General features: G+C 45.3%; 29 protein-coding genes. 15 read left to right on the forward strand and 14 right to left on the reverse strand.

What is annotated here, in order from left to right:
- Nucleotides 1-97 precede the first annotated feature (97 nt).
- Nucleotides 98-925 carry a 4-hydroxy-tetrahydrodipicolinate reductase gene (gene dapB, locus QUB61_RS03445; RefSeq protein ID WP_333123661.1) on the reverse strand — a complete coding sequence of 276 codons (828 nt, stop codon included), beginning with the start codon at nt 923-925 and terminating at the stop codon, nt 98-100.
- Between the two features lie 419 nt (nt 926-1,344).
- Between dapB and QUB61_RS03450 the strand changes: the two genes are divergently transcribed.
- The 3 genes from QUB61_RS03450 (at nt 1,345) to QUB61_RS03460 (ending at nt 4,529) form a co-directional block, all read left to right on the forward strand.
- Nucleotides 1,345-3,867: an EAL domain-containing protein gene (locus QUB61_RS03450; protein ID WP_333123664.1), complete on the forward strand. Its 2,523-nt coding sequence runs from the start codon at nt 1,345-1,347 to the stop codon at nt 3,865-3,867.
- A gap of 71 nt (nt 3,868-3,938) precedes the next feature.
- On the forward strand, nt 3,939-4,157 hold the full coding sequence (locus QUB61_RS03455) for a DUF4160 domain-containing protein (RefSeq protein WP_333123666.1): 219 nt from the start codon (nt 3,939-3,941) through the stop codon (nt 4,155-4,157).
- A gap of 48 nt (nt 4,158-4,205) precedes the next feature.
- Nucleotides 4,206-4,529: a DUF2442 domain-containing protein gene (locus QUB61_RS03460; protein WP_333123668.1), complete on the forward strand. Its 324-nt coding sequence runs from the start codon at nt 4,206-4,208 to the stop codon at nt 4,527-4,529.
- 150 nt (nt 4,530-4,679) lie between these two features.
- Here QUB61_RS03460 and QUB61_RS03465 read toward each other — a convergent pair whose 3' ends face one another.
- Complete coding sequence (locus QUB61_RS03465) at nt 4,680-5,687, reverse strand: RloB family protein (protein WP_333123670.1); 1,008 nt, start codon at nt 5,685-5,687, stop codon at nt 4,680-4,682.
- Complete coding sequence (locus QUB61_RS03470) at nt 5,674-6,945, reverse strand: ATP-binding protein (protein ID WP_333123673.1); 1,272 nt, start codon at nt 6,943-6,945, stop codon at nt 5,674-5,676. Before QUB61_RS03470 ends, QUB61_RS03465 begins: the two co-directional genes overlap by 14 nt.
- Before the next feature lie 230 nt (nt 6,946-7,175).
- On the opposite strand from QUB61_RS03470, the gene bchI reads away from it, so the two are divergent.
- Both bchI and ruvC read left to right on the forward strand, forming a co-directional pair.
- Nucleotides 7,176-8,291: a magnesium chelatase ATPase subunit I gene (gene bchI, locus QUB61_RS03475; RefSeq protein WP_445300172.1), complete on the forward strand. Its 1,116-nt coding sequence runs from the start codon at nt 7,176-7,178 to the stop codon at nt 8,289-8,291.
- A 95-nt stretch (nt 8,292-8,386) separates the two neighbouring features.
- Entirely contained in the window at nt 8,387-8,920 is a 534-nt protein-coding gene (ruvC, locus tag QUB61_RS03480; protein WP_333123677.1) for a crossover junction endodeoxyribonuclease RuvC, read from the forward strand.
- Nucleotides 8,921-8,927: 7 nt separating this feature from the next.
- On the opposite strand, the gene QUB61_RS03485 is transcribed toward ruvC, so the two are convergent.
- The 4 genes from QUB61_RS03485 to QUB61_RS03500 all read right to left on the reverse strand — a co-directional run bounded on the left by QUB61_RS03485 (nt 8,928) and on the right by QUB61_RS03500 (nt 10,591).
- Nucleotides 8,928-9,497, reverse strand: coding sequence for a Uma2 family endonuclease (locus QUB61_RS03485; RefSeq protein WP_333123678.1), 570 nt, complete (start codon nt 9,495-9,497; stop codon nt 8,928-8,930).
- 102 nt (nt 9,498-9,599) lie between these two features.
- Nucleotides 9,600-9,761 (reverse strand): tetratricopeptide repeat protein, encoded by a 162-nt coding sequence (locus QUB61_RS03490; RefSeq protein ID WP_333123928.1) that lies wholly within the window; start codon nt 9,759-9,761, stop codon nt 9,600-9,602.
- Nucleotides 9,749-10,165, reverse strand: a complete 417-nt coding sequence (locus QUB61_RS03495; protein ID WP_333123681.1) for a hypothetical protein — start codon at nt 10,163-10,165, stop codon at nt 9,749-9,751. The genes QUB61_RS03490 and QUB61_RS03495 overlap by 13 nt, the downstream gene beginning before the upstream one ends.
- A gap of 279 nt (nt 10,166-10,444) precedes the next feature.
- Complete coding sequence (locus tag QUB61_RS03500) at nt 10,445-10,591, reverse strand: hypothetical protein (RefSeq protein ID WP_333123684.1); 147 nt, start codon at nt 10,589-10,591, stop codon at nt 10,445-10,447.
- Nucleotides 10,592-10,698: 107 nt separating this feature from the next.
- Between QUB61_RS03500 and QUB61_RS03505 the strand changes: the two genes are divergently transcribed.
- The gene (locus QUB61_RS03505; protein ID WP_333123687.1) at nt 10,699-11,073 is read left to right on the forward strand and encodes a hypothetical protein; all 375 of its coding nucleotides are present in this window, start codon (nt 10,699-10,701) and stop codon (nt 11,071-11,073) included.
- 106 nt (nt 11,074-11,179) lie between these two features.
- Here QUB61_RS03505 and QUB61_RS03510 read toward each other — a convergent pair whose 3' ends face one another.
- Entirely contained in the window at nt 11,180-11,449 is a 270-nt protein-coding gene (locus QUB61_RS03510; RefSeq protein ID WP_333123690.1) for a hypothetical protein, read from the reverse strand.
- A gap of 254 nt (nt 11,450-11,703) precedes the next feature.
- On the opposite strand from QUB61_RS03510, the gene QUB61_RS03515 reads away from it, so the two are divergent.
- The 3 genes from QUB61_RS03515 to QUB61_RS03525 all read left to right on the forward strand — a co-directional run bounded on the left by QUB61_RS03515 (nt 11,704) and on the right by QUB61_RS03525 (nt 13,980).
- The gene (locus tag QUB61_RS03515) at nt 11,704-12,927 is read left to right on the forward strand and encodes a hypothetical protein (protein ID WP_333123692.1); all 1,224 of its coding nucleotides are present in this window, start codon (nt 11,704-11,706) and stop codon (nt 12,925-12,927) included.
- A 9-nt stretch (nt 12,928-12,936) separates the two neighbouring features.
- Entirely contained in the window at nt 12,937-13,170 is a 234-nt protein-coding gene (locus QUB61_RS03520; RefSeq protein WP_333123695.1) for a hypothetical protein, read from the forward strand.
- Between the two features lie 168 nt (nt 13,171-13,338).
- The gene (locus QUB61_RS03525; protein WP_333123698.1) at nt 13,339-13,980 is read left to right on the forward strand and encodes a restriction endonuclease subunit R; all 642 of its coding nucleotides are present in this window, start codon (nt 13,339-13,341) and stop codon (nt 13,978-13,980) included.
- A gap of 156 nt (nt 13,981-14,136) precedes the next feature.
- On the opposite strand, the gene QUB61_RS03530 is transcribed toward QUB61_RS03525, so the two are convergent.
- The 3 genes from QUB61_RS03530 to QUB61_RS03540 all read right to left on the reverse strand — a co-directional run bounded on the left by QUB61_RS03530 (nt 14,137) and on the right by QUB61_RS03540 (nt 16,496).
- Nucleotides 14,137-14,472 (reverse strand): ribulose bisphosphate carboxylase small subunit, encoded by a 336-nt coding sequence (locus QUB61_RS03530; protein WP_332954823.1) that lies wholly within the window; start codon nt 14,470-14,472, stop codon nt 14,137-14,139.
- A 45-nt stretch (nt 14,473-14,517) separates the two neighbouring features.
- Nucleotides 14,518-14,928 (reverse strand): RuBisCO chaperone RbcX, encoded by a 411-nt coding sequence (rcbX, locus tag QUB61_RS03535; RefSeq protein ID WP_332954824.1) that lies wholly within the window; start codon nt 14,926-14,928, stop codon nt 14,518-14,520.
- A 137-nt stretch (nt 14,929-15,065) separates the two neighbouring features.
- Nucleotides 15,066-16,496: a form I ribulose bisphosphate carboxylase large subunit gene (locus QUB61_RS03540; RefSeq protein ID WP_190745624.1), complete on the reverse strand. Its 1,431-nt coding sequence runs from the start codon at nt 16,494-16,496 to the stop codon at nt 15,066-15,068.
- A 631-nt stretch (nt 16,497-17,127) separates the two neighbouring features.
- Here QUB61_RS03540 and QUB61_RS03545 point away from each other — a divergent pair.
- The 6 genes from QUB61_RS03545 to QUB61_RS03570 all read left to right on the forward strand — a co-directional run bounded on the left by QUB61_RS03545 (nt 17,128) and on the right by QUB61_RS03570 (nt 24,002).
- Nucleotides 17,128-18,885, forward strand: coding sequence for a serine/threonine protein kinase (locus tag QUB61_RS03545; protein ID WP_445300173.1), 1,758 nt, complete (start codon nt 17,128-17,130; stop codon nt 18,883-18,885).
- A gap of 385 nt (nt 18,886-19,270) precedes the next feature.
- Nucleotides 19,271-20,563, forward strand: coding sequence for an AAA family ATPase (locus QUB61_RS03550; RefSeq protein ID WP_333123703.1), 1,293 nt, complete (start codon nt 19,271-19,273; stop codon nt 20,561-20,563).
- 300 nt (nt 20,564-20,863) lie between these two features.
- The gene (locus QUB61_RS03555; RefSeq protein WP_333189817.1) at nt 20,864-22,411 is read left to right on the forward strand and encodes a tetratricopeptide repeat protein; all 1,548 of its coding nucleotides are present in this window, start codon (nt 20,864-20,866) and stop codon (nt 22,409-22,411) included.
- A gap of 224 nt (nt 22,412-22,635) precedes the next feature.
- Nucleotides 22,636-23,115, forward strand: coding sequence for a hypothetical protein (locus QUB61_RS03560; RefSeq protein WP_333123709.1), 480 nt, complete (start codon nt 22,636-22,638; stop codon nt 23,113-23,115).
- 41 nt (nt 23,116-23,156) lie between these two features.
- On the forward strand, nt 23,157-23,621 hold the full coding sequence (locus tag QUB61_RS03565; protein WP_333189819.1) for a hypothetical protein: 465 nt from the start codon (nt 23,157-23,159) through the stop codon (nt 23,619-23,621).
- Between the two features lie 153 nt (nt 23,622-23,774).
- Nucleotides 23,775-24,002 carry a hypothetical protein gene (locus QUB61_RS03570; protein WP_333123715.1) on the forward strand — a complete coding sequence of 76 codons (228 nt, stop codon included), beginning with the start codon at nt 23,775-23,777 and terminating at the stop codon, nt 24,000-24,002.
- 360 nt (nt 24,003-24,362) lie between these two features.
- Here the strand turns inward: QUB61_RS03570 and QUB61_RS03575 are convergent, their stop codons facing one another.
- The 3 genes from QUB61_RS03575 to QUB61_RS03585 form a co-directional block, all read right to left on the reverse strand.
- Nucleotides 24,363-24,599 carry a hypothetical protein gene (locus QUB61_RS03575; protein ID WP_333123718.1) on the reverse strand — a complete coding sequence of 79 codons (237 nt, stop codon included), beginning with the start codon at nt 24,597-24,599 and terminating at the stop codon, nt 24,363-24,365.
- A 242-nt stretch (nt 24,600-24,841) separates the two neighbouring features.
- Nucleotides 24,842-25,078 (reverse strand): hypothetical protein, encoded by a 237-nt coding sequence (locus QUB61_RS03580; RefSeq protein ID WP_333123718.1) that lies wholly within the window; start codon nt 25,076-25,078, stop codon nt 24,842-24,844.
- A 160-nt stretch (nt 25,079-25,238) separates the two neighbouring features.
- Nucleotides 25,239-25,657 (reverse strand): tail fiber domain-containing protein (locus QUB61_RS03585; protein WP_333189820.1); only part of this gene is annotated, 419 nt, incomplete at its 5' end.

Genomic DNA, 25,657 nt, shown 5'->3' on the forward strand with positions numbered 1-25,657 from the left:
TAATGACTAATGACTAATGACTAATGACTAATGACTAATGACTAATGACTAATGACTAATGACTAATGACCAATGACCAATGACTAATGACTAATGACTACAAGATCTTTTCCAGCCCGTAAACGAGCGATCGCAGTTCCAGGACTTTGCGTACAGACAGCAAGACTCCGGGCATATAACAAGCTCGATCGCTCGTATCGTGCCGTAAAGTATAAACTTGACCGGCGCCGCCAAAAATTACCTCTTGGTGGGCAATTAAACCGGGTAAACGGATGCTGTGAATGCGAATCCCTTCATCGGCCGCTGAACCCCGAGCTCCGGCTAATTTTTCGGTTTCTTCAACTTCAGGCAGATTGAAAGTTTTTCCCATTTCTGCTAACATTTGGGCAGTTTGAATGGCGGTGCCGCTGGGAGCGTCGGCTTTTTGATTGTGGTGCAGCTCGATAATTTCTACGTGTTCAAAATACTGAGATGCGGTGACGGCGGCTTGTTGGAGCAACACCATGCCGATCGAGAAATTGGGTACGATCAAACAGCCAGTGCTGGCTTTATCAGCGAATTCAGCTAAGTTTTCAATTTGCTTGCTGCTCAATCCGGTAGTGCCGACTACTGGGCGAACCCCGTAAGCTATGGCCGATCGCACGTTTTCATAAACAGACGAAGGGTGCGTAAAATCTACCATCACTGCTAACTGCTTTTCCTGAGATGCTAATACCAGCATTCCTTGCAAGTCGTCAGTGATGGGAACTTCTAACGGGCCGCATCCGGCTAATTCCCCGGCATCGGCGTTGAGGCACTCGGGAGAGCGGTCTACAGCCCCAAATAAGGTCATGTCACTAGCATGGGCGATCGCCTTAATTACTTCGCGGCCCATTTTGCCTGCTGCACCGTTAACAATCACCGGAATCGGAAGTTGATTCGCCATAATCTCAAAAATATCCTGAAAGTTCGATCGACTAAATTTTAACGCTTGTGGGAATTTGGGGAAACCAGGAATGATATCAATTCCGGTTACACCGTTCGGGATGGGGAGTCGTCCGTTGGGAGTCGTCCGTAGGGGAATGTAGAATTATTGACCTTGACTTTATCATTCCCATGCAACCGGAAACGATATGAAAGACAGGATTTGTCGGCAAATCTTGAGAAACCCGGTTCCCATCCGAGAAATACTTTGCAAAATCGAGTTATTAGCTTAAAGAAACTCGGTGGCGGCACAAGTTCTGAAAAAATTATATTCAATTTCATATTAAGCCCTATTCTGTAAGAACAGACTTGTGCAAAGCTAATTTGCACCGACATATTTTTTCTGTGACTGCCAAATTCTCTCGCAATCTTCGATATGTAATGTCTGTCGCAACTGGCCTCAACCTGAGTTCTCAAAACCGAGGGGTCTGGATTTTGCCTGCAATGCTTGCGGGCGCGACTGTAACGCTGCTGAATATGGGAGTTCGGCATTTGGGAGGCCTGCAAAGCTGGGAATTGGGGAGTTTTGACTCGTTAGTGCGCTTGCAGCCCGATTCCGATCCCGATCCGCGGCTGCTGGTAGTGGCAATTTCTGAGGCCGATATTCAAGCTTTGGGGAGATTTCCGATTTCCGACAAGGCGATCGCTCAAACCTTGACAAAACTGCAAAAGTATCAGCCAAAAGTCATCGCTTTGGACTTGTACCGGGATTTGCCTCAACCACCGGGAAACCAAGAATTGCTGACTCAACTGAAAGCACCGAATGTGGTGGGTATCAACAAATTGAGCGATTCAGATAGTCCGGGAGTGCCTGCGCCTCCGGGGATACCGCCGGATCGAGTCGGTTTTAACGACTTGGTGCTCGATGGTGACGGCGTTGTGCGCCGCCATTTGCTTTCAGTCTCCCAAGCTCAGAAGAATACTGCTTTCTCGTTTTCTGTGCAAGTGGCTTTGCTGTATCTCAAAGACAGAGTGCAGCCGGAAAATAGCCCTATTCATCCCCACCAAATCAACTGGGGAAAGGCAGAATTTGTGCCTTTAACGAATGACAGCGGCGGCTATGCAAATCTCGACGCCAGAGGCTACCAAATTATGCTCAAATACCGTTCTGCGAACCAGGTGGCGCGACAAGTGAGTATCAGGCAGGTATTGAATGGGGAAATTGACCCAAACTGGGTTAAGGACAAGATTGTGTTGATCGGGACGACGGCACCGAGTACCAGAGATTTGTTTTTGACGCCCTACAGTCCCGCCCAGCAGCAAAGTCCGAAAATGCCGGGGGTGCTGGTGCACGCGCAAATGCTGAGCCAAATATTGAGTGCGGTTATGGATGGGCGATCGCTGTTTTGGGTGTGGCCGGAATGGGCAGAAATTTTGTGGAACGGTGCTTGGGCGGTGATTGGCGGGATTGTGGCTTGGCGGATTCAGCACCCTGCGAGGGCGGGATTGGTTGGGGGTGCGGCGTTGATGGGTTTGTTGGGGATGAGTTTTGCGATTTTTACTGGGGGTGGGTGGGTGCCGCTGGTGTCGCCGGCTTTGGGTTTGGTGGTAACTGGTGTGGGTGTCAGCGCTTACAGGAAGCTTTACGATGCTTTTCACGATTCTCTGACGGGTTTGCCCAACCGGGATTTGTTCGTGAATTTCCTGGGGCGGGCGATCGCCAATACTAGGGGCAGCCCCAGCTATCGGTTTGCGGTGCTGTTTCTGGATTTAGACAGGTTTAAGGTGATTAATGATTCTTTGGGTCATTTGGCGGGGGACGAACTGCTGATTTCGGTGGTGCTGCGGTTGAGGGCAAGTATTGGTCCTGCGGATACTGTGGCGCGGGTGGGGGGTGACCATTTTGCGATTTTGGTGAGGAATGTTGATGTTGGCCGTGCGGTGGATTTGGCCGATCGCATTCGCCAAGCTTTAATTGTGCCTTTTGAGTTGAAGGGGCAGGAGGTGTTTGTGACGGCCAGCATCGGGATTGCGCTGGGGGGCGAACCGGCTGCTACTGTCAGGGAACAGCCGGAACACTTGCTGCGCGACGCCCACACGGCGATGTACCGGGCGAAGGCTTTGGGAACGGGAAGGTATCAGGTGTTTAATGCTTCGATGCACGCTGTGGCGGTGGAGAGGTTGCAGTTGGAGACTGATTTGCGGCTGGCCCTCAAGCGTCGGGAGTTTGTGCTGCACTACCAGCCGTTTGTATCTTTTGCAAGCGGGAAGATTATTGGGTTTGAGGCTTTGGTACGCTGGCTGCACCCGGTGCGGGGTTTGATTGCGCCGATGAAGTTTATTCCGGTGGCTGAGGAAACGGGGGCAATTGTGCCGCTGGGTGAGTGGGTGCTGGAGGAGGCTTGCCGGCAGTTGCGGCTGTGGCAGGGAATGTTTGATTTCGATCCACCTTTGATTATGAGTGTAAATTTATCTGGGAAGCAGTTTGCTCAGCCGGATTTGGTTTATCGCCTGAAGGCGATTTTGGAAACAACGGGTTTGAAAGCCGAGAGTTTGAAGTTGGAGATTACTGAGAGTGTGGTGATGGATGATGTGGAGTCGGCGATCGCGGTTTTGAAGCAGATGAAAGCGCTAAATGTCAAGTTGGGAATTGATGATTTTGGCACTGGTTATTCGTCGTTGAGTTATTTGAGCCGGTTTCCTACGGATACTTTGAAGGTTGATAAGTCGTTTGTGGGGCGAATGGAGACCGAAAGCGAGGGGGAGAATGTGGCGATCGTGCGGACGATTGTGGCGCTGGCTCACGCTTTGAGTATGGATGTGATTGCTGAGGGTGTGGAGACGGCGGCACAATTAGCTAAGTTGAGGTCGATCGGCTGCGAATACGGTCAGGGTTATTTTTTTGCTAAGCCGTTACCGAGCGAGGCTGCGACTGCTTTGATGGCTTCCGAGCCACAATGGTAGTTGTTAGTTATTGGTCATTCTTCTTCGTGGTTATATACAATAATCTTCCTATCGTCGTTTAGAAAAGCTTTATGCCAGAAGTTGCACGATTTTACGGAATAATCATCAAAATTTTCTTTGGGAACCACCCACCTCCTCATTTTCACGCAGTTTACGGTGAGTACAATGCTTTTATCGGCATTGAATCTTTAGAGATTATTGAAGGAGATTTACCGAATCGGGCCCAAAAGCTGGTAATAGAATGGGCTACGTTGTACCAGCCAGAAAGAACTGCTGGATATGTGGAATAGCCAAGAATTTAGTAAACTTCCGCCCTTAAAATAACTGTGATTTTTTTTATGAAACCTGAGCGCATTGTTTTTGCTAAAGCTATTGACGATCGAACCTTGATGGTTAAGTTTACAAATCTTGAAATCAAGAAATACGACATCTCTAAGTTATTAGACAATCCGATGTTTGCGACGTTACGCAATCCTGGATTTTTCAGAAATTTTAAAATTGAAGCTGGTGGTTATGCACTGGTTTGGAATGAAGATATCGATATCAGTGAATATGAACTTTGGCAGAATGGAATAAGTTGCACGGATGAGGAAATTGAGCAATACATTGAATCTATTCATCATTCGTTCGGAGGAAAGAACGATCGTCCCAGAATTATTTGATGTAGTCTAATTGTTAGTAACATTGCCTGAATCTAATTTGCACCAGGGTGTTATATCATGTCCTGATTCCTGTAGGGGCGGGTTCACCAACAATACCTGCCAATAATTGACCATCTCAAAAACCCGCCCCGACCGGGATATTATGGTTAATCAATCGGACAGGATATCAGTTATATTGTGAAGCGCAATAATTAGTATTTTATTGGGTTCAGGACTAAAATACAATCTTAACTTGCCCGTTGCGGGAAATCTTTCACACTTTAAGGCAATATCTTGAGTTAAACTTGGTTCAATTATAATTGGACTATCAATGACAAGTTGAAATGTATTTTGGTCTTCATCTTTTAAATAAAAGTGGTCGCAGAGGTTGTTCACTAAATAGCTACACTTTCCGTGATTGACAATACAAACACTCAAAGTTATTCCACCGTGGCGCTGAACATCATTAACTGTGATACTATAATCGCTAATTCTAAGCGTTTCCTTAATATATCCGTAGGTGACAGGATTAAAATCTAAAAGCTTCATTACTAACTCATCTACAGTGGTATAAGGATTTAATTCATATATTTTATTATCACAAGCAGCTAGATTTTTTGCCATCTCCATCCGTAACCAGGCTGCATTTTCAATAGCTGTTTTAGTCCGGTCTTTAAGTCTAGGATAAATTGAAATATCTGCTTTTTTAGAATAGCCTGGAAAATAACCTGCTTGTTCCAAATAATCAATAACATTCTGCGATTTAGGGAAAGCAGTTCGATTCTGTTCGTAATGCAATAAAATCCAATGTTCAAAAGCAATACTTGAAAACCCTAGCTTAATACCGTGTTTCTGTGCATCGGAAAATGCTTTTTCATGTTTGGTATAACCATCTTTATCAAAAACTGCCCAAACTTCGTCATAATTGTTTATTTCGTCTTTGGCGAGTTTGACCAGATTCACCGCATCTGTTTTAATAGATTCACCTTCTTTTTTTGAGGCTTTTATTTGGTCTTCTTCACTTGGATAAACTTTGATGGCATATTTTTCAAATACATCAGGTTGCTCAGCAATCTTCTCAAAGTAAATCGGTTCCGTATTAGTTCCTTCACATACTATGTAGATGGACTGCTTTAACTGTCTTGATTTTCTTTTTGTTTTACTACTATTCATCGCCATAAATAAATTCAACTTCTTTAATATTAGGTTGACCACCAAATTTACCTTGCATATACCATAGGTCAAAAGGTTCATCACCTTTTACCTTGTCAAAGTCTTGGGCAGAAAAGAGTTGTGTTTCACCATATTTATTTTTTTCGGTAAACCAGATTTGATCTTTTCTCAATAATTCCTTATCTAGTAGAGTGGTTTCATGGCTAGCAAAAATTAGTTGGGCATTACGGCGATTAGTTAACGGATGGTGAAATAACTTAATTAAGAACTTACACAGTTTAGGATGTAAACTATTATCTATTTCATCAATAACTAGAATATGACCTCTATCTAAGATCAATAAAATTAAAGCGCCAAGAACATAAAGTGTAATAGTTCCGATTGATTCTTTTTGGAAAAAAGGAAAGTTAGCTTCACCTTCTAACAACCCATCTCGAAAAGTTTTATGGACGGCAAACAATTCATAATTATTGTCATTCATAATAATTTTTTTAATTTCCTCTGGCACCTCATCAATAAATTCCAAATCAACAATTTTTTCTTCAAGTTGGATTTTTTCGATATGAGTATCGGCTATTCTGATGAGTTTATCTAACTTTCTTTTTAGCTTTTCATCTTTTTGCAAATCTTGATTAACATGACGTACTAAAGAACTCCTCAGGTGAGCATCATTGGCTGCAAAAAAAATATAGGTTTTTAAGTATTCATAAATTTTTTGCATTTGTTCATGTTCTTCACGAGCCAATTTTGATAAATAAGGATATTTAGTTAATGCTTTGCTTGAAAACAATCGCTTGTCTTCAAATTTTGCACCGCGCTTGACCTCGTTTTTTTTACGAATAAATAAGTTGGCTTTTCTTTTCTCTGGATAATAATATAGCTGTTCGTGATGAACTTCTTGACTGTCAAAAGCAATTTGATACTCATACATAATTCCTTCAATAATAAAACTAAGCTTGAAGATTGAAGGCTTGCTTAACCACGACTTGTCTAACTCGAATGGTTCGTAATAAGGAATCTTGTCATCAACATCAATATTGAGCTCGCGAATATAGAAAATTAGTTTACTCAAAGCCTTGAGAATATTTGACTTGCCAGAAGCATTGGCTCCATAGATCGCCGCAGAGTCAAGCAAGCGCAGTTTATTACCTTCGATTGGCACAAAAGTATTGTCATTCTTCCGGGTGGAAGAGTCGGCAATCATGCTTAATGTTTGCTCTTCTTTAATTGACCTAAAGTTACTGACTGAAAATTCAATTAACATAAAGTAACTCAACTTTTAATGCGATAGACTTAGCCAATATATGCCGATCAAATAGATAGAGAAATACCTCATAATTATAACTCTTGACGGAGGTTACAAGATATTATAGAGGTGTATGAAATTTTGTAAGCCGAGGAGGCTACTCAAAATGACGATCGCCTACCTTTGAGTGACTGTTGTCCACCTATATGTCACAATAAACAAGCAATTATTATATTTTGAGTTATCCTGTGAGTCCTACTGCCGAAGTCAGCAATAACCTGAATGCGGGCGTTCTACCAACCGTTACCGCTACCGCCGCCCGCCGCCCTGTTTTTCCCTTCACTGCAATTGTTGGCCAGGAGGAGATGAAACTGGCGCTGCTGTTGAATGTCATCGATCCGAAAATTGGCGGGGTGATGATTATGGGCGATCGAGGTACTGGTAAATCTACCACAATCCGGGCCCTGACTGATTTGCTGCCGGAAATTGAGGTGGTGGCTGACGATCCTTTTAACAGTCATCCCACCGATCCAGATTTGATGAGCGACGAGGTGCGCGATCGCACTTTATCTCAAACTGAGATTAAAATCGCCCGCAAGAAAGTCCAAATGGTAGATTTACCTTTGGGCGCTACGGAAGACCGAGTTTGCGGTACGATCGACATCGAGAAAGCTTTGTCAGAAGGAGTTAAAGCTTTTGAACCGGGGCTTTTAGCTAAAGCTAACCGCGGCATTCTGTACGTTGATGAAGTCAATTTGCTCGACGATCATTTAGTCGATGTTTTGCTCGACTCCGCCGCCAGCGGTTGGAATACTGTTGAAAGAGAAGGCATTTCGATCCGCCACCCGGCTAAGTTTATTTTAATCGGTTCCGGGAATCCAGAAGAAGGAGAATTGCGGCCCCAGTTGCTCGACAGATTCGGGATGCACGCAGAAATTCGGACTGTAAAAGACCCGAATTTAAGAGTGGAAATTGTCGAACAGCGATCGAGTTTTGACCAAAATCCGCCGGAGTTTCTCGCTAAATATCAGCACGAACAAGATGATATGCAGCAGACGTTGGTGGAAGCTCAGGAAAGGTTGAAGTCGGTAACTATCGATCGAGATTTGCGAGTAAAAATCTCCCAAGTTTGCGCGGAATTGGACGTAGACGGGCTGCGGGGCGATTTGGTGACGAATCGCGCCGCCAAAGCTTTGACCGCCTTAGAATCCCGCACAGAGGTCACAGTGAACGATATTCGCCGGGTGATGACTCTGTGTTTGCGGCACCGATTGCGGAAAGACCCGCTAGAATCAATAGATTCGGGGTATAAAGTGACTAAAGTGTTCGATCGGGTATTCGGTCTAGAATCAACTGAGGAGTAATTGGTAATTGGTAATTGGTAATGGGTAATTGGTGGTGATGAAGCATTCCCCAAATTTTCATACCTTATTCCCATTCCCAATTACTAATTCTGGCAATGGAAAAACGAATTTTAGGATTAGATCCGGGCTTAGCAAATCTTGGCTACGGGGCAATTAGTTGTCAAATTGTCCCCGGAAAACAAGATAAAAACAGCGTTTCCCTGATTGATTGCGGTGTCATACAAACAACGCCAAAACAGGAAATGGGACAGCGGTTGAAAACAATTTACGACGATTTGCACGAGGTAATTGAACAGATTAAACCCGATCTAGCAATTGCGGAAAAACTGTTTTTTTACAAGATGGGAAATACGATACTTGTAGCGCAAGCGCGGGGCGTTTTGACGCTAGTATTGGCGCAGTGTGGAGTGCCGCTGTTCGAGTTTACACCGGCTCAAATTAAGCAAGCTTTGACCGGCCGCGGTAATGCGGATAAATCTGAAGTGCAAGAGGCGGTGGCGCGGGAGTTGGAGTTGGGTTACATTCCGAAACCCGACGATGCGGCGGATGCTTTGGCGGTGGCTTTGACTGGTTGGTACGATGATGATATTTGTCCGAAGGAAATACAGTTGGAAACAGGAAAAATTTGAGGCAATATCAAATCATCGGCAAATTAAGAACAAATCCGGGCAAGACATCTTCTCCCGATAAACTAACAGGAAATTGTACAATCTCTACTTCGCGAGAAGGGCGATAAATTTCTACTTGTTGGTCTTGTGGATTAATTAGCCAACCCAAGCGTAAACCGCTGTTTAGATACTCCTGCATTTTCTCCTGAAGCGGTCGCAGGGAGTCTGTGCGCGAGCGCAATTCTATGACAAAATCAGGACAGATTGGCGGAAATTTCTCTTGTTCTTCTTCTGTTAAAGCAGACCATCTTTCTAAGCTAACCCAAGCGGCGTCTGGAGATCGATCGCCATTATTAGGCAAGCGAAAAATTGTGGAAGAACTAAACACTCTCCCTAGCTGCGTTTGACGGTTCCACAAGCCCAACTCTGTAATTAAATAGGCTTCTCGATTGCCGCTGACTCCGCCTACGGGTGACATAATGATAATTTCTCCTTTAGCTGTCCGTTCAAATTGCCAATCTCGATTCATCTGGCACAAACGGTAAAACTGTTCGTCTGTTAGTTCGACAGTATCTAAGTTTAAAGTAACGGTTGTCATTTTATTACCTCTCTTCTCTTCTCCTCTCTTCACTCCGCGCACCATCCGGACTTCGTTTGACAAGAAGCGATTTCAATCGCGGATTTATCTAAAATCGCTAATCTATTTTAACGCCATTTTTTGCCGGTCGCGATTAGGACGATCGCACTCAACGGAGGATCTCGCATCTTCTAATCTTCCTAAATTACCCAGTGTAACGCCCCGACTGTACCAGGCAACGCGATTATCTGGTTTGAATTCTAAGGCTTTGTCTAAAGATGCGATCGCGCTTCAAAATCCCCTAAATTATACTGCCTCTTACCCCGATCGCACCAAGCCTCAGCCTCTCGATCGCCAACCTCATCCCCCTCAACCGAAGCTAGCGGAAACTCAACCAAAATCTCCCTACCAACATTCCCCGCGCACTCTCCCAATTCCCCGATCGCAACTCTACCCAACAACTCCAACCTGCGCGCCAATTTCTGAAGCGATACCACCGCATCCCTAGGGGCTGTACCCCCGTGTTCGCCCTCCAACAATCGATCGCCAAACCTCCGCAACCAAGCCGCCAAATCACCATCTTTAATGCGTTTTGCGAGTAAGAATCCCGCAACATCCCCTCTTCCCCAGCCCTGATTCACCCCTTCGAGAAGTTCCATGAACATCGCCTCGTATTCCGCATCTGTCAAAGTTGGAGGAACTCCCCTCAGTCCCCCCTTAGTAAGGGGGGAAGCAAGATTTGTTTCCTCTTCCCCCCTTACCAAGGGGGGGCCAGGGGGGGTTAAAATCCTGGGAAAAAGTGCCAAACACCCGCTGAATTAATTGTTTGAGGAACCGCCAGATTTTATCCAACATTGGTGAGATTTTGAGGCGGTTGGTTTTTGTTATTGTAGCAGGGATTGTGGTCAGCAACAGGCAAGATGCCTGTTCCAAAAAAAACATTATTTCTTGCTTGTGGGCCGTTGCTCCTAGCCCGCTGATAAATCAGCCATTTGCAACAGGCAAGATGCCTGTTCCACAAGAGACATTATTTCTTGCTTGTGGGCCGTTGCTCCTAGCCCGCCCATCAATAAAGCCCACCCCACAACAAAATTAACTCTTTGTGGAACGGGCATCTTGCCCGTTGCTAAGAATGATACCAATCCCAACCTCAAAAAAAATGCTATAATATCAACTTTAATTGCTAAACTTATCCAACCAGCAGAAAACACAGGAAAATAATATGGTGATTATTACCTCACAACAAATTGCCCAATTTCGCTCGCAATTAGCCGAATATCCCGAAGCCCTAAAAGCCCTAGACGCAATCGAAGATTGCGAAGGTAACATCGAAGATGCAGCGATATCTCTAGCAATTCAAGCCGGACAAGAACCGAATATATCAGAAAATTGGTTAGACGGATTGGCCAAAAGATCCCGCGTTGCTATCTGCAAATCAGAGGTTAAAGAAGAGTTGACAAACGGACAATTGAATGCTGCATTTAGAGATTTAGTGGCCGCAAAAACTTGCCCGGAGATTTTGGTGACTTCGGTGATTATTTATGTATTTAAAACAGGGGTGGATGAGTTTTGTGAACCTCTCGAATATAAACTGTAAAGCCATCGATGCCTTTAAAAAGTACGTGAAGCGAAGCTATCCCGAAGGGTAGGGAATCGCCCCCATGTCTCAAAACATGATACAACGAGGCGATCGCACTTTTTCTCTACCCCTGTGCACTACTGTACCCAGCCGGCATCAAATCCGGCGACAAACCCAAAGATTTCCCCAGCAAACGAGCAAGTTGCACTAAAAAATTAGCAGTATCTTCGTCACCTTCGCGGGCCATTGAAGCCGATATCTCGATTAGCATTTGCACAAATCCCGCATCAATTAAATCGGAACAGGAACTCAAAACCTCTGGTTCTAGACCGTTGGGACAGCTAAGCACTCGCTCGATTAAGTTCAAATAAGCCTCTTGGCGTTCTGGATTCATTTGGGGAGGATCTGTACAGTAAATAATTTATTATTACGTTTAATTCATTCCTGTCAATCAGGCGATCGAATACGCGAGTCCCGTCTTTCCTCTAGAAACTCCATTCAGTCAGGAATAGACAGAAGCTTAAAGAAAATCTTAAGTTTCTCAATGCTAGTTTAGTCGAGGTAATGTGCGCCGAGGCGCACCCTAGGATTGGAGGTAAGGTGCGCCCACAAACACCCTAGGATTCAAGGGAATTAAGAATATACAAAATGAAAATAGGAATATTTTTAGGAAATCTCGGAAATCCCGCCATCTACTATCCCAAACTAGCCAAAATCACCGGCGGAGTCACAGCCAGTATTTTTCTGTGCCAATTATTGCAATGGCAAGCACAACATTCCTACTCCGGCGAATGGGTGAAAACTAACTGCACAGAAATAGAAAAAGCCACTGGTTTAAATCAGGAAGAACAAGAATTAGCGAGACAGCAACTTAAAGTGCGATCGCTCCTCAAAGAAAAATTAACAAATCCCAACACCGACACCCTAGAACTCTGGGCGGACATTGACGCTTTCGAGGAAAAACTCAATAACTTTTGGACACCCAATTCTGGCGATATTATAACACAAAAAAGCCGCGAAAACAACACTCACCCTATAGAAATATTCCCCGAAACATCACCCCCAAATCATGCAGTTAAAACCGACAAATTTTTCGGGCAACCCCGCCAGCCGATAGCCGTTACTGTCATCCCGAATTACCGATTTAGCGGCCCTTGGAAGTCCCAAGAAGAACTGCACAACTTTCAGCGAGCCTTAGAAGCATATGCTAAAGAACGTAATTTAGGATTTGGCATCCCTTCTGAATGGGCATTAAAAATTATTGACAGCATAACGAAAGGCTTACCCTCGACTTTTTGGGAGGAATTTATCGAGGGCCTCCCTTTAGGAGAAAAGCAGAAAGTCCAGCGGGATTGGGAAATCGAGCCGGAAGTGCCTTATCCTGCTTTTGAAGAGGAGCGAATTCAGTATTACGTCCACAAAGGAGAACCGCTAGAAGCAGCAGTATCTAGAGCCCGTGCTGACTTGAGAAACCCGGTTTTGGGCAAAGATTTGTGGGAGGGATTTTTGCGAAAGTGCGATCGCCTTGCTGATGATGCGCTCAAAGCAAAACAGCAGGGCGTTGACACACCATATCTGCCCTCTTCCTTCAACGAAAAACCGCAAATCACCAAGGATAGCGTTATGCGGAAGTTAGGGGCGATCGCGCCGCAATTAGCCCTCAATCAATCGACATCTGAGCCGATTCCAGCACTGCCGAAACTTGCTGAAACAGCAGCGCCAACTCCCGCCGAAATTCCCAGTATTTCCTCTTTGCAAAAAGCTTACCAAACTCCTCTCGGTCGAAGTATAGTAGAAAAACAAATAGCTGCAAATCCAGACTGGGGGTACGAAATAGTAGACGGTGAAATAGTCGAATCCATCCCTTTTTAGGAGGCTGATATGAAACGAATTAGGGATATCAATCCGCTGGGAGAAGAGCGACCAAATCCTTCAGAGCAAGAGAGAAAAAAACTGCGGCGGGAAAGGTTGCTGCGAGAAAGAGATGAAGGATATCAAAAGTTAGCTGAACTCTGCTATTTGGGCGAATATGACATGGCTAAGCATTTGGCAAATCGACGTTTTAATTGGGGTTATGAAATAGTTGATGGGATTGTGATGGAAAGGATAGATTAGGTTCGCAGTTATCCCATTTGTCACTTTCATGGGCGGGCAAGATGCCCGCCCCACAAAAAAATTAATATGTCGTGGAACAGGCATCTTGCCTGTTCCTAATAATAGTACAAATTGACTGTCACAATCTCTATGTTATAATTATAACTAAAACTTAAATAACTATTAAACATGACAACAACTATTAACGCCAAAAATATAACGATCGGTGAAGTAAGTCAATTTTTGAAATTCCAAGAGCAGCTTAATGATGACACGTACACAAATTTTTTATCCTTAGAATCCTTAACAGAGATAGAACAGTTAGAACTCGCCCAAATCCGCAACGATTTTCGCGAATACCTCTCAGTGGAAAGAGTCTCTGAAGGACTGGTACAGGCTTTAACTACGTTTCCCTTAATGCGATTGGCTGGCTTCTACCGCCACCCAATCAAGATGAGTCTAGAACAAGACATTGCTAACATAACTATAGAAGATGAAGACACAACGATTACAGGCAGATTTGACATTTTAGCAATCAATAAAGAGAAACAAATTGCCGCTGATATACCATTTTGGATTTTAGTAATAGAATCTAAAAATAGTCTAATTGCTCCCCGCGCTGGTTTGCCCCAACTCCTAACTTACGCCTCTAAAAGTTTAGAATATCAAGAGTCTGTTTGGGGATTGGCAACTAGCGGAGAGTTTTATCAGTTTGTCAATATCCGCAGAGGAAATCCCCCAACCTATCAGCTAATGACCTTTCTGACTTTGATGGAGCCTGAACCTTCAATTTTGTTGCTGCAAGTTTTAAAAGCTATTTGCAAACTATAGCAAACGGAAGAAGAAGGGCTTGCATTCCTTACTACGAACCTCAAAAAAGAGGCTGGGAATATTCCCAGCCTCAAATCTTATACCAAATCTCCCTTTATTTATTCAGTCTCGCGTTGCTAGCGATTTCAATCGCCGAGTAATAAAGGGGGTAACTTTTTAGTAGCCTCTGGTGTTAGGCTTGTGCACGATGAAGCTCAGCACTTGGCATTGCTTCACGTTGTCAAAACCCATGACGCGGATATAGCAACTAGGATTTTCTTGACGGCAGCTTTGAACTTCAGCCATGATTTCTTGGACGCTGCGAGCACCAAACAAAGGCAACTTCCACAAAGTCCAGTAGCGCATTTCAGCAGCAGAGGTTTCGTTGAATTCTACGCCGGGAATGTAGCCTTGATCCAAGATGTACTGGAGTTGCTTGGCAATTTGGGCGTCTGTCAGCGGGGGCAAATAGGACAGAGTTTCGTAACGACGCTCTTTAGGTAAAGTCTTCATTTTTTGTATCTCTAAGGTGTGTGTTCGATCGCACTTATCGATCGATTAACTCGACAAATTATCCAGATTCGGTTCAGAATCTATTGATGTTTCAGGATTACTGCTAGAAACAGACCAATTAAGTTGCGTAATTCGCTCTAAATGCTGGCGTCTGTGTTCCATATTCGCCTGTTGAATGCCAGTAGAAACCATTTCTGGCAAATATTCTGTCACATCGTGAGCCAGATACTCTCGCACAGTCATGATCCGAAATCCTAAATCTTGATTTTCCCTCAGCAACTCTTGAATGTAAGCTTCTCCATCTTGGATTTTGCTCTTCGTGGAAAAGTCGTTCAACCAGATTGCCAGAGGAGGATTGGTTTCGCTCAACTGAGCGACCACTATCCGCACGGATTGATAGGTTAGGTAACTTGCCAGCACCTTAGCGGTGTCTTTCGCAACTTGTTTGAGATCCATTTTTGACCCCAGCTCCCTCAAATTTGAGATTTTGGATTTTAGATTTTGGATGCAAACTTACAAGTAAATCTTCTTCAAACATAAAGACTTCCCAGCAAGTTTGCGACCTCAAACCTAAAATCTCAAACCCAAAATCATCAAACGGTATCCATTGCCTCGAACTCAAACTTGATTTCTTTCCAGAGTTCGCAAGCAACAGCCAGTTCGGGGCTCCACTTACAAGCTTCGCGAATTACGTCGCCGCCTTCGCGCATCAAGTTGCGGCCTTCATTACGAGCTTGGACGCAAGCTTCCAAAGCAACGCGGTTAGCAGTTGCACCAGGTGCGTTACCCCAAGGGTGGCCCAAAGTGCCGCCGCCGAACTGCAAGCAGGAGTCGTCGCCGAAGATTTCCACCAAAGCCGGCATGTGCCAGATGTGGATACCACCAGATGCAACCGGCATGACACCGGGCATGGAGGCCCAATCTTGGGTGAAGTAAATACCGCGGCTGCGGTCTTCTTCGATGTGGTCTTCGCGCATTAAGTCTACGAAGCCCATCGTGATGCCTTTTTCGCCTTCGAGTTTGCCCACAACTGTACCGGAGTGCAGGTGGTCGCCGCCGGACATCCGCAAGCACTTGGCAAGCACGCGGAAGTGGATACCGTGGTTTTTCTGACGGTCAATCACGGCGTGCATAGCGCGGTGAATGTGCAGCAAGATACCGTTGCGGCGGCACCATTTGGCCAAGGTGGTGTTAGCAGTGAAACCACCGGTCAGGTAGTCGTGCATGATGATGGGGGTTTTGATTTCCTTAGCGAACTCAGCCCGCTCCATCATTTCTTCGCAGGTGGGGGCAGTTACGTTGAGGTAGTGACCCTTGACTTCGCCAGTTTCTGCTTGGGCTTTTTCAATAGCTTCTTGAACGAACAAGAAACGATCGCGCCAGCGCATGAACGGTTGCGAGTTGATGTTTTCGTCGTCTTTGGTGAAGTCCAAACCGCCGCGCAGAACTTCGTAAACGGCACGGCCGTAGTTCTTAGCAGACAGACCCAATTTGGGCTTAATTGTACAGCCCAGCAAAGGACGACCGTACTTGTTCAATTTGTCCCGCTCAACGGTAATACCGTGAGGAGGGCCTTGGAAGGTTTTCAGGTAAGCAATGGGAATCCGCAAGTCTTCCAACCGCAGAGCGCGCAAAGCTTTGAAACCGAACACGTTACCGACCAAAGAGGTCAGCAAGTTGGTGACGGAACCTTCTTCAAACAAATCCAAAGGATAGGCAATGAAGCAGATGTATTGGTTGTCTTCATTGGGAACTGGTTCGATGTCGTAGCAGCGGCCTTTGTAGCGGTCGAGGTCGGTCAGGAGGTCAGTCCAAACAGTCGTCCATGTACCTGTGGAAGATTCAGCAGCCACAGCAGCTCCAGCTTCTTCTGGGGGAACTCCCGGCTGCGGTGTGACGCGGAATGCAGCCAAAATATCTGTATCTTTCGGCGTGTAGTCCGGGGTGTAATACGTTAGTTTATAGTCTTGAACTCCAGCTTTATACCCAGCCTTTGATTGAGTTTGGGTTTGCGCGTAAGCCATATCTCGCTTCCTAGTATTCGCTTAATTTTTTTGCCAGTTCGCAGGCTGTTAAAAATATATCAACAAAGTGGCGCTCTCAAATTTTAATATTCTTTTTATCATCATAAGTATTGTTTATTTGGCTTTACATTCCGAAAATATTTGTAACATATCTTATAAGATGTAAGCGACCAAGGATGCAGGAGGAAAGGCTGGGGATCGCAGAGCCGGGGCGGGAATTTTGCTCGATCGAAATATATTGTATAGCGAGCCGAACAGCGGATAGATAGGGTTTATGTAAAGAATTTAATAGTTAAAAATCAGAATTGGTAAGGGGTAATGGGGCAGGGGGAATTAGTTAGAAATACCTAAAGTTGTGGTGGGGAGTTGGGATCGATCGCCCGATCGATCTCAACTGCCATTCAGTATGTAGCAATCTAAAATCCCAAATCTAAAATCCCGTGAATCTGAGACCGCTAACTCAAAAATCGACAGCATACCACATAATATGGACAGGACTTGTGCAGCAAGAGCAAGCTTGTTTCTCAAACCAAATCCGTCGTTACAGCAATTTAACCTCGCGGAAAACCTGGTTTCTGCCTTAGCTGCGCGTAAGTCTACTATGGATATTAGCCCCATTTTTACTCTGGTTGTGCCTCACCCCCCTTCAAAAGCCGTTCACTGCATCAATCCAGATTGCCCAAGGCCCTACCCTCAGACTTGGGGCAACAATTTTTGTCATAGTTGCGGGGCTCCCCTGCGGCTAAAAAATCGCTACGTCCCCCTACAAAGCCTCGGTTCCGGGGGTTTTGCAGCGATTTTCACAGTTTGGGACACAGAAACTGAAACCGAGCGCGTCCTGAAAGTGTTGCTAGAAACCGCCCCGAAAGCGCTGAAACTGTTCGAGCAAGAAGCTTGGGTTTTGGCACTTTTGCGGCACCCAGGCGTCCCTAGAGTCGATCCTGACGGTTATTTTCACGTCCAAACGCAAAATTTTGCAGGCGGCGAGGGAAATGCTGCGGCGAGGCGGCTGCCTTGTTTGGTAATGGAAAAGATTCACGGCAAAACTTTAGAAGAGGTTCTCGACGAGCACCCCCAAGGATGTCCGCAGGAATGGGTGTTTAGTTGGCTGAGTCAAGCTGTGGAAATTTTAGAGGAGTTGCACAGGTGTCAGATTATTCACCGCGACATTAAACCCTCAAATTTGATGCTGCGAGACCCGGAATCGCCCCAAGTATTGCTGAGCAAGGGTTTGGGCGGACTGCAATTGGTGGCGATCGACTTTGGGGGAGTTAAACAGATGGGCGGTGTCGAATCGGTGGGGAAAGATTCTCGGAGTTCGACGCGGTTGATTTCGCCCGGGTACAGTCCGCCGGAACAAATTGTGGGCGGCGGTGTGGTGCCGGCGACGGATTTTTATGCCCTCGGGCGGACTTGCATTCATTTGCTGACGGGGAAGTATCCGGCGGAAATTGAAGATCCGATGACGGGTGAGTTGCGGTGGCGCCACATTGTATCTGTGAGTCCGGCTTTGGCGAATTTGTTGGACGATATGGTGCGTGCGAACGTGCAGCAGCGTCCGGCGACTGCCCTTGATGTTCGGGCGCGTTTGCAGGAGATTTATGCTAGGACTAAGGGCAAAATCGCCATCGCCCCTGCAGGTCAAGCTGTTTGGGAATTCTGCCGGCAAGTAGTGGTGGGCGGGGCGCAAAAAACTGCAAGTTTGATGGTTTTGCTGTTCGGCGCGATCGCCCAAATGGTGGTAGCTTCTCTGGATACCGGCTGGGAAATGCTGCTGGGTGGCGTTGGTGGAAGTGCCGGGGCGATCGGCGGTTTGGTTTTGGGCTATGCTTCGCCTATCGGCCCGCAAATTGCCAGTTTTCTGAATGAAGGTTTGCAGCAATTAATTCCTAACATGACTTTCGCTGTCGGACCCGAAGTGCTGCTGTTTGGGTTTGCGGGGTTCGGAACTGCGATCGGTTTGACGGATGCGGGGAGTTTTCGCCAGCAAAAACAGTATTGGCTGTCTGGATTAATGGGAGCTCAGGGCTATTTGTTGGCGGGTTTGTGTTGGATGGAAGCAACAGCTTCTAGTGGCGTGCAGGGGGTTATTTTGGGAGCTTTTGCGATCGCCTCTCTGACTGTGGGAATGGGTTTGCGCAGCCATCAATTAGTTCACGCTTTAGTCGTGGCTGTTTCCTCTACGGCAATGTTTCTGTTTCTGAATGCTTGGAACATTTTTCCGGGGAGTTTGTTGGGGATTTTGTCACTGTCTAACGCTAGCTTCGGCTGGCTGCAAGTTTGGGGTTCAATTGTGTTTTTTGGTTTGTTGGGAAGTGCGATCGGGCTTTGTTTGGGAGTCAGTCATTATTTGGTTGTGCCTTTGTTGCGGTGGTTGGGATGGCGGTAGGAATTAACTAATTAAATATTACAGCAGATTCCGCGTTGATGAAGTACACCCGTCAAGCGTTCAATCGCTGTAGGGAAACGGCACTGCCGTGTCCTCTATCTTTGCTATGTACCTCACTTACCTAAAAAATGCTGTAAACATTTCTCCTCAGATTCATCTCCCCCTAAATCTCCCTTAAAAAACCCACTTTGAGTAATCTTCCCCCTTTAACTTCCAGGCTCTGCCTGGAAACCGATGTCCAGAGGCTCTGCCTCGGCCCAGACTATGGAGGCAGAGCCTCCGGATATGCGTTACCAGGCTCTGCCTGGTAACGAGTATAATCATTTAGGATTGCTATACACAGCTTATAATCATGAAGAACATTAAATAATAGCCTCAGAGTGCCATGTCCAAAATATTACTAGAATCCTTTCGGACAGCCTATGCAAATATGGAATTATCGCCGCTGATAACTCCGAAAGAAGTCGAGAACTTCCGAGTAGAATACGGGACAGAAGTGCTTGAAGAATTAGAGCAATTAGTCGAAGATGACCCTTCCGGTAGCGGTAAAATTATTTTTACGGGACATCGCGGCTGCGGTAAATCTACACTGTTGGCTGAGTTTTGCCGCCAGATGGACGATCGCTATTTTACAGTCTTTTTCTCGATTTCCGACTCGATCGAAATGTCGGATGTTAATCATATCAATATTTTATTTGCGATCGCCGTTCAGTTGATGGATGCAGCAGAAAAACAGCAAATTCCCATCAAACAATCAATAAAAGAATCATTTTATAACTGGTTTGCCACTAAAACTAAAACAACAATTGACGAATTGGGCGCAAGCGGATCGGTGGGGTTTAACTTGTTTAAGATGATTCAAGGCAAGTTAAAAGCTGATGCGACGATTCGCGAAGAAATCAAACAAGAGTTTATTCGCAAAGTTTCGGATTTGGTTGCAAGAATTAACGAGATTGCTGCCGTAGTTCAAGAAGCCGCGAACAAAGACATAATTGTAGTGATTGATGACCTGGATAAGTTGGATTTAGGTGTAGTTCGCCAAATTTATCAAGAACATATTAAAGCGCTTTTTTTACCAAATTTTAGGATTATTTTAACAACTCCTATTTCGGCGCTGCGAGAAGTCTCTTTAGCCGCTACCGTGGAAACGGAAACTAACAATCAAGTCGTGTTTATGCCAGTAACTAAGCTGTTTAAACGCGGGGAAAGCCGGAAGGCTGATGCTGTTGCAATGGCGGCACCGGCGGCGAGATTGAAAGAGATTTTAGCTAAACGCTTGGGAAGCGAATTGATCGAACCGGAAACACTCGATCGCCTTGTCGCATACAGCGGTGGAGTATTGCGAGAATTGATTAGAATTGCAAACGAATGCTGCCGCATTTGTTTGCGGTTGGTGCGACGGAATCCAGAAGCTGCGGTTAAAATTAATGCTGAGGTGTTTGAGGAAGCGATTAATAAATTGCGGATCGATTTTGATACCCGTTTAGGAACAACTGATTATGAGATGTTGATGGCAACTTACAGAGATTTTAAACCTGCTGACCCGAAAGCACAAGGGTTTTTGGACTTGCTGCATGGGTTATATGTTTTGGAATATCGCAATGCTGTTTTGTGGTACGACATTCACCCCATCGTGCTAGAATTGTTAAAGCAGCGAGATGATTTTCCGCGTGAATAATTTCTTTTATAATCAATAATTAAACTCGGCGGTAGAAACGGCGGTTGAAACCGCTAGCAACGCGATCGCACAAACAAAGTCGGCCTACGCCGACTAAGGTAATGTCTGAGTCCAAAGTCGATCCCCCCTAACCCCCCTTAATAAGGGGGAAGAGTGTTCTCAAAATCCCGCTTAATAAGGGGGGGACAAGAGTATTCTCAAAGTCTCGCTTAATAAGGGGGGGACAAGAGTATTCTCAAAGTCCCCCTTATTAAGGGGGATTTAGGGGGATCGAGACTTCGATACAAATGACAATTAATTATGTCGAATCTCAACAGTCAAAACCAAGATAATTATGAAGATTTACTCGTGTCAATTGAAGCGGGTAAAGATATTCTCAACTTGCTAATCGCAGTTTGCGATGATAGCGACTGTCGCGATCGCCTGATTGCGGATTATGAAGCAGAACTCGAACCGGATATCCGCCGCTATCGCGTAGAATTGGCGAGGGGTGAACCGAGTTTGCGATCGGCGATCGCCAATTTAGTCGAACAAGAAGCATATTTGCAGCAGCGGGGAAAAGCCGCGATCACCGTGACGGGTGTGGAAAAACTGCGGTTTTTTAAACAATTTGGCGAAAGTCGATCGGAACAAGAAGTGTTTTTTGGTTATTTGCAATGGACGCGGGAAGCATTGCGGGAGTTTCCGTTTTCGATTGTCTTGTGGGTGACGCGACAAATTGAAATTCTCATTAGTAACGAGTCTCCTGATTTTTGGAGTTGGCGGAAAGGTGTGTTTCGCTTTGATACGAAAAAAACTGCGGCTGTTCCCAAAACTGAATTTGAACCGTTTCGATCCTTAGTTGCAGAGGACGATCGTGAACCGCCGAGTTTGATACCGCTGGAAGATTTGCAGGATTTAATCGCGCGAACCGAACAGAAAAAAGGACTCGAAGACCCCAGTTTGGCAAGTCTTTATGCCAGTATGGGGAAGATTTATAACAGAAGGATTAAGTCGGGAGAGTGCGAAAATTTTCAGCGAGAGTATGAATTGGCGATCGACTGTTTTAAAAAGGCGATCGCCCTTCAACAAGAGTTAGATGTGGAACTGGAATTATCAAGTAGTTTAAATTACCTTGCTTTACTTTATAAATCCCAAGGAAGTTACTCGGAAGCAGAACCGCTGTATTTGCAAGCATTAGAAATAGGCAGGCGAGCGCTCCCAGAAAAACATCCCAGGTTAGCCAGTCACCTCAACAATTTAGCCAGACTTTATCGTGACCAAGGAAGGTACTCGGAAGCGAAACCGCTGTATTTACAAGCATTAGAAATAGACAGGCGATCACTCCCCGAAGACCATCCAGATTTAGCCACTGACCTCAACAATTTAGCTGGGCTTTATCAATCCCAAGGAAGGTACTCGGAAGCGGAACCGCTGTATTTACAAGCATTAGAAATACACAGGCGATCACTCCCCGAAGACCATCCAAATTTAGCCACTGACCTCAACAATTTAGCTTGGCTTTATCAATCGCAAGGAAGGTACTCGGAAGCGGAACCGCTGTGTTTGCAAGCATTAGAAATACACAGGCGAGCGCTCCCAGAAGACCATCCCAGTTTAGCCCTTGACCTCAACAATTTAGTCGGACTTTATCGTTCCCAAGGCAGGTACTCGGAAGCAGAACCGCTGTGTTTGCAAGCAGTGGAAATTATTCGCAGCAAATTGCCAGAAAATCATCCTCATGTTCTCATAGTTTGGGGAAATTATGTTGGGCTGTGGCGGGAAGGAATCAGTAAAGGACATTTGACATTTGAGCAATTGCAAAAACATCCTTTCGGGGAACAGTTATTAGCAGAACTTCAGGAATAAATAAAAATATCCCTCTCAGTTACAAATTAGGAATTAATGCCAAATCACTATGCTAGTCAAGTCGCTGTCAATTAAACCCCTCTCAAGATTTAACTGGTTCCCAGGCTCTGTCTGGGAATCAATGTCCAGAGGCTCTGCCTCGCCTGCGAAAATAGAGGCAGAGCCTCCGGATCTGCGTTACCAGGCAGAGCCTGGTAACGAGTAGAATCATTTAGGATTGCTATATGCTAGTCAAGTCGCTGTCAATTAAACCCCTCTCAAGATTTTTAATGGTTTGTACTCTGGCGATCGCCCTTATACTCAGTGGGCCCAATCTAGCCAAAGCCGAATCGCGCGATCGAGCCGTCGATCGATTAACCGATTTATTGTTCTACAAGGTTAATCCTCAACTCAACAATCGCAAACTGCAAGCGGGCGATCGCGACTATATCCTTGAATGGCAGAGATTACGCGCAGAAATCGATCCGCGAGTTAAGCCCGCACAAGAAGTTTGCAATAGTCCCGGCCCAGGAGATACAGGATGGGAATTCACTACAATTAACGGGCAAACATACGAGCAAACCTACGATCGCCTGGCAGATATAATTTTTTATAGCCGTCATCCTCAAATGACAGGGCAGCCAATTAGTATAGGCGATCGAGCCCGCAGCAATGAATGGTTAGCAATTCGACGCGAAATGTATATTTCTAATTGTGGACTATAAAACTAAATTTCACTTCAAAGTCATTTACTTTATAGGTCGTTATGCTAATTAAATCACGGTCAGTGAAGTCTGTATCGAAGTTCTCAGCGGTGTGTGTTTTGGCTTTGGCGCTGGCTATTGCCGGCACTAATCTAGCCAGTGCTGGATCGCGCGATTTAGAATCACGAACTCAAGCTGTCGATAGGTTTACGGATTGGTTTTTTTATAAAGTGAATCCTCAATTAGGAGGTCGCAAATTGCGATCGGACGATTCTTCTGCCTACATCCGCGAATGGAATGCTATTCGCAGTACAGTCGATCGAGAAATGATTGCTACACCAGGAGATTGCGTCGGTGATGCTTACTGGGACTTCGATTATCGTTCTCATGGGCGATCGCTCGATCGGATTGCAGATACAATTTGGGGTATCCGCGATCCATCGGGCGACAAAACTCGTGCAGATATTTCTAAACAAGAATGGAAGAAGCTTCGTAACTCAATAATTAGAGAGCATTTTTGCTATTAATTTGCCATATTTCTCAATCCAATTTAAACAATAAATAACAACAGCGCTCTCAGTTACAAATATTGTTAAAATATAGAATGTGCACCCTGAATCGTATATAAATTCGCCAAAAGGCGAGGAAAACATTCTATAGCAAAACAAAACGATAAAAAAATGGGCCCAGTCACCGCAACAATAACCGTCACCAACGAAGTAGACAAGATGCTAGCAAAAAGAGGGTTCATCCCCGCAGATCAAATACGCTGTATCACCATCGATAACGTCTTAGTCGATACAGGCGCAACTCGACTCTGCTTACCAGCAGATATTATCGCTCAGTCAGCTTTTCCCAGTCTGCAACAGCGGGGTCAACGAACATTATTGCCGATCGCGCGGTGCTGAACCGAGGCGCCCCATTATTGTTATCTAGGGCGTGAAGATTGGAAGTTGATAAGTTTTTCCTCCTATTATTTTTTGATAATTTTTTTAACAAGGTAGAATTAGCCACTGGTTCTCTGTACTCCAAAACTGGTTAACAATAGATAAGTAGGTAGGCGGTGTAAAGTCAGTGCCTTCATCGGTGCTAGCTTCTATGGAGGCAAGCTTGCCCTCTTGAAATTCCAAACCGACGCCGATCGCGAGTTAACTTAGTGCCATTCCGTGTTTATTGCGAACGATCGAACGTTTTAACCTTCGATCGTTCGTTGATAAACGCGATTTTTTGAGAAAGGCGCAAGATGTAAGCGATCGAACTGTTAATACTTAAGGAAAAGTTGGCTTACTAGGCGGAAGCCCAAGAGTAGGCCCAATAGGTGTAGTGTACCCAGGAGGAGAGCCAATGACAAGAGGTGGTGGTGGTGGTTGTGGTGGTCTCCAAGTGCCGCTACCACCATCGTTTGGCAGCCTTCCACCTTGGATGGTTCGAGCTTCATCATCAGTGAGTTCAGAACACGAATCAGAGTCAAACCAATCGATATCGTCAATTTCGAGCGTAGCCATTTAACACCTCACTACTGTTTTTCTGTTGTCTGTTACTCGTGCAAAAAAAGGTTGTTGTGTGCGATCGCTCCCCAATTAAGTTATGTAAGGAAATACATAAGGCCTGGAGGAGCGATCGCGAGTTAACTTAGTGCCGTTCCGTGTTTATTGCGAACGATCGAACGTTTTAACCTTCGATCGTTCGTTGATAAACGCGATTTTTTGAGAAAGGCGCAAGATGTAAGCGATCGAACTGTTAATACTTAAGGAAAAGTTGGCTTACTAGGCGGAAGCCCAAGAGTAGGCCCAATAGGTGTAGTGTACCCAGGAGGAGAGCCAATGACAAGAGGTGGTGGTGGTGGTTGTGGTGGTCTCCAAGTGCCGCTACCACCATCGTTTGGCAGCCTTCCACCTTGGATGGTTCGAGCTTCATCATCAGTGAGTTCAGAACACGAATCAGAGTCAAACCAATCGATATCGTCAATTTCGAGCGTAGCCATTTAACACCTCACTACTGTTTTTCTGTTGTCTGTTACTCGTGCAAAAAAAGGTTGTTGTGTGCGATCGCTCCCCAATTAAGTTATGTAACGGAATACATAAGGGCTGGAAGAGCGATCGCGCGTTAAATTATTGCCGTTCCGCAATAGTTATTGTTGACATTTATGCAGTTTTAGCCTCCAAAAGTTTTACCTTTTCGGCTAAGGCCGATATGGTATTTTGTTGCTCTTTCAGCGCTTGAGTTAACACGGCAACGATATCCATCGGACTGAGCGTTTTTCTGTCAGAAGTTGCCACCAATTCTGGGACATCCTCCGCGATAAATCCAATATGCCGATTTTTGTCGCTATCTGCTTTGAAATTGAACTTAACGGGGTTGAGGTTTTTTAAGGCCTCAACGGCTTCTTTTCCAGAAAGTTCGGCAATATTCTCCTTTAATTCCCTTGAAGAAGAGAGTATCTGGTTCCTGGCATAGACATCGCCTGCGACTCTGACATCGCCATTCGGGTACATTGACAGTACAGGAATAGAGGGTGAAAAATTTCCCGATGCCGAAGTATTAACATCAAAGCGCAAAATAC

This window comes from Microcoleus sp. C2D2 (assembly GCF_036702495.1).
Taxonomy (GTDB): Bacteria; Cyanobacteriota; Cyanobacteriia; order Cyanobacteriales; family Microcoleaceae; genus Microcoleus.

Excerpts from the sequence above, each read along its gene's own strand:
- dapB (WP_333123661.1), bottom strand. The coding sequence starts at position 925 with ATGGCGAATCAACTTCCGATTCCGGTGATTGTTAACGGTGCAGCAGGC.
- QUB61_RS03450 (WP_333123664.1), top strand. The coding sequence starts at position 1,345 with ATGTCTGTCGCAACTGGCCTCAACCTGAGTTCTCAAAACCGAGGGGTC.
- QUB61_RS03455 (WP_333123666.1), top strand. The coding sequence starts at position 3,939 with ATGCCAGAAGTTGCACGATTTTACGGAATAATCATCAAAATTTTCTTT.
- QUB61_RS03460 (WP_333123668.1), top strand. The coding sequence starts at position 4,206 with ATGAAACCTGAGCGCATTGTTTTTGCTAAAGCTATTGACGATCGAACC.
- QUB61_RS03465 (WP_333123670.1), bottom strand. The coding sequence starts at position 5,687 with ATGGCGATGAATAGTAGTAAAACAAAAAGAAAATCAAGACAGTTAAAG.
- QUB61_RS03470 (WP_333123673.1), bottom strand. The coding sequence starts at position 6,945 with ATGTTAATTGAATTTTCAGTCAGTAACTTTAGGTCAATTAAAGAAGAG.
- ruvC (WP_333123677.1), top strand. The coding sequence starts at position 8,387 with ATGGAAAAACGAATTTTAGGATTAGATCCGGGCTTAGCAAATCTTGGC.
- QUB61_RS03485 (WP_333123678.1), bottom strand. The coding sequence starts at position 9,497 with ATGACAACCGTTACTTTAAACTTAGATACTGTCGAACTAACAGACGAA.
- QUB61_RS03500 (WP_333123684.1), bottom strand. The coding sequence starts at position 10,591 with ATGCCCGTTCCACAAAGAGTTAATTTTGTTGTGGGGTGGGCTTTATTG.
- QUB61_RS03505 (WP_333123687.1), top strand. The coding sequence starts at position 10,699 with ATGGTGATTATTACCTCACAACAAATTGCCCAATTTCGCTCGCAATTA.
- QUB61_RS03510 (WP_333123690.1), bottom strand. The coding sequence starts at position 11,449 with ATGAATCCAGAACGCCAAGAGGCTTATTTGAACTTAATCGAGCGAGTG.
- QUB61_RS03515 (WP_333123692.1), top strand. The coding sequence starts at position 11,704 with ATGAAAATAGGAATATTTTTAGGAAATCTCGGAAATCCCGCCATCTAC.
- QUB61_RS03520 (WP_333123695.1), top strand. The coding sequence starts at position 12,937 with ATGAAACGAATTAGGGATATCAATCCGCTGGGAGAAGAGCGACCAAAT.
- QUB61_RS03525 (WP_333123698.1), top strand. The coding sequence starts at position 13,339 with ATGACAACAACTATTAACGCCAAAAATATAACGATCGGTGAAGTAAGT.
- QUB61_RS03530 (WP_332954823.1), bottom strand. The coding sequence starts at position 14,472 with ATGAAGACTTTACCTAAAGAGCGTCGTTACGAAACTCTGTCCTATTTG.
- rcbX (WP_332954824.1), bottom strand. The coding sequence starts at position 14,928 with ATGGATCTCAAACAAGTTGCGAAAGACACCGCTAAGGTGCTGGCAAGT.
- QUB61_RS03540 (WP_190745624.1), bottom strand. The coding sequence starts at position 16,496 with ATGGCTTACGCGCAAACCCAAACTCAATCAAAGGCTGGGTATAAAGCT.
- QUB61_RS03550 (WP_333123703.1), top strand. The coding sequence starts at position 19,271 with ATGTCCAAAATATTACTAGAATCCTTTCGGACAGCCTATGCAAATATG.
- QUB61_RS03555 (WP_333189817.1), top strand. The coding sequence starts at position 20,864 with ATGTCGAATCTCAACAGTCAAAACCAAGATAATTATGAAGATTTACTC.
- QUB61_RS03560 (WP_333123709.1), top strand. The coding sequence starts at position 22,636 with ATGCTAGTCAAGTCGCTGTCAATTAAACCCCTCTCAAGATTTTTAATG.
- QUB61_RS03565 (WP_333189819.1), top strand. The coding sequence starts at position 23,157 with ATGCTAATTAAATCACGGTCAGTGAAGTCTGTATCGAAGTTCTCAGCG.
- QUB61_RS03570 (WP_333123715.1), top strand. The coding sequence starts at position 23,775 with ATGGGCCCAGTCACCGCAACAATAACCGTCACCAACGAAGTAGACAAG.
- QUB61_RS03575 (WP_333123718.1), bottom strand. The coding sequence starts at position 24,599 with ATGGCTACGCTCGAAATTGACGATATCGATTGGTTTGACTCTGATTCG.
- QUB61_RS03580 (WP_333123718.1), bottom strand. The coding sequence starts at position 25,078 with ATGGCTACGCTCGAAATTGACGATATCGATTGGTTTGACTCTGATTCG.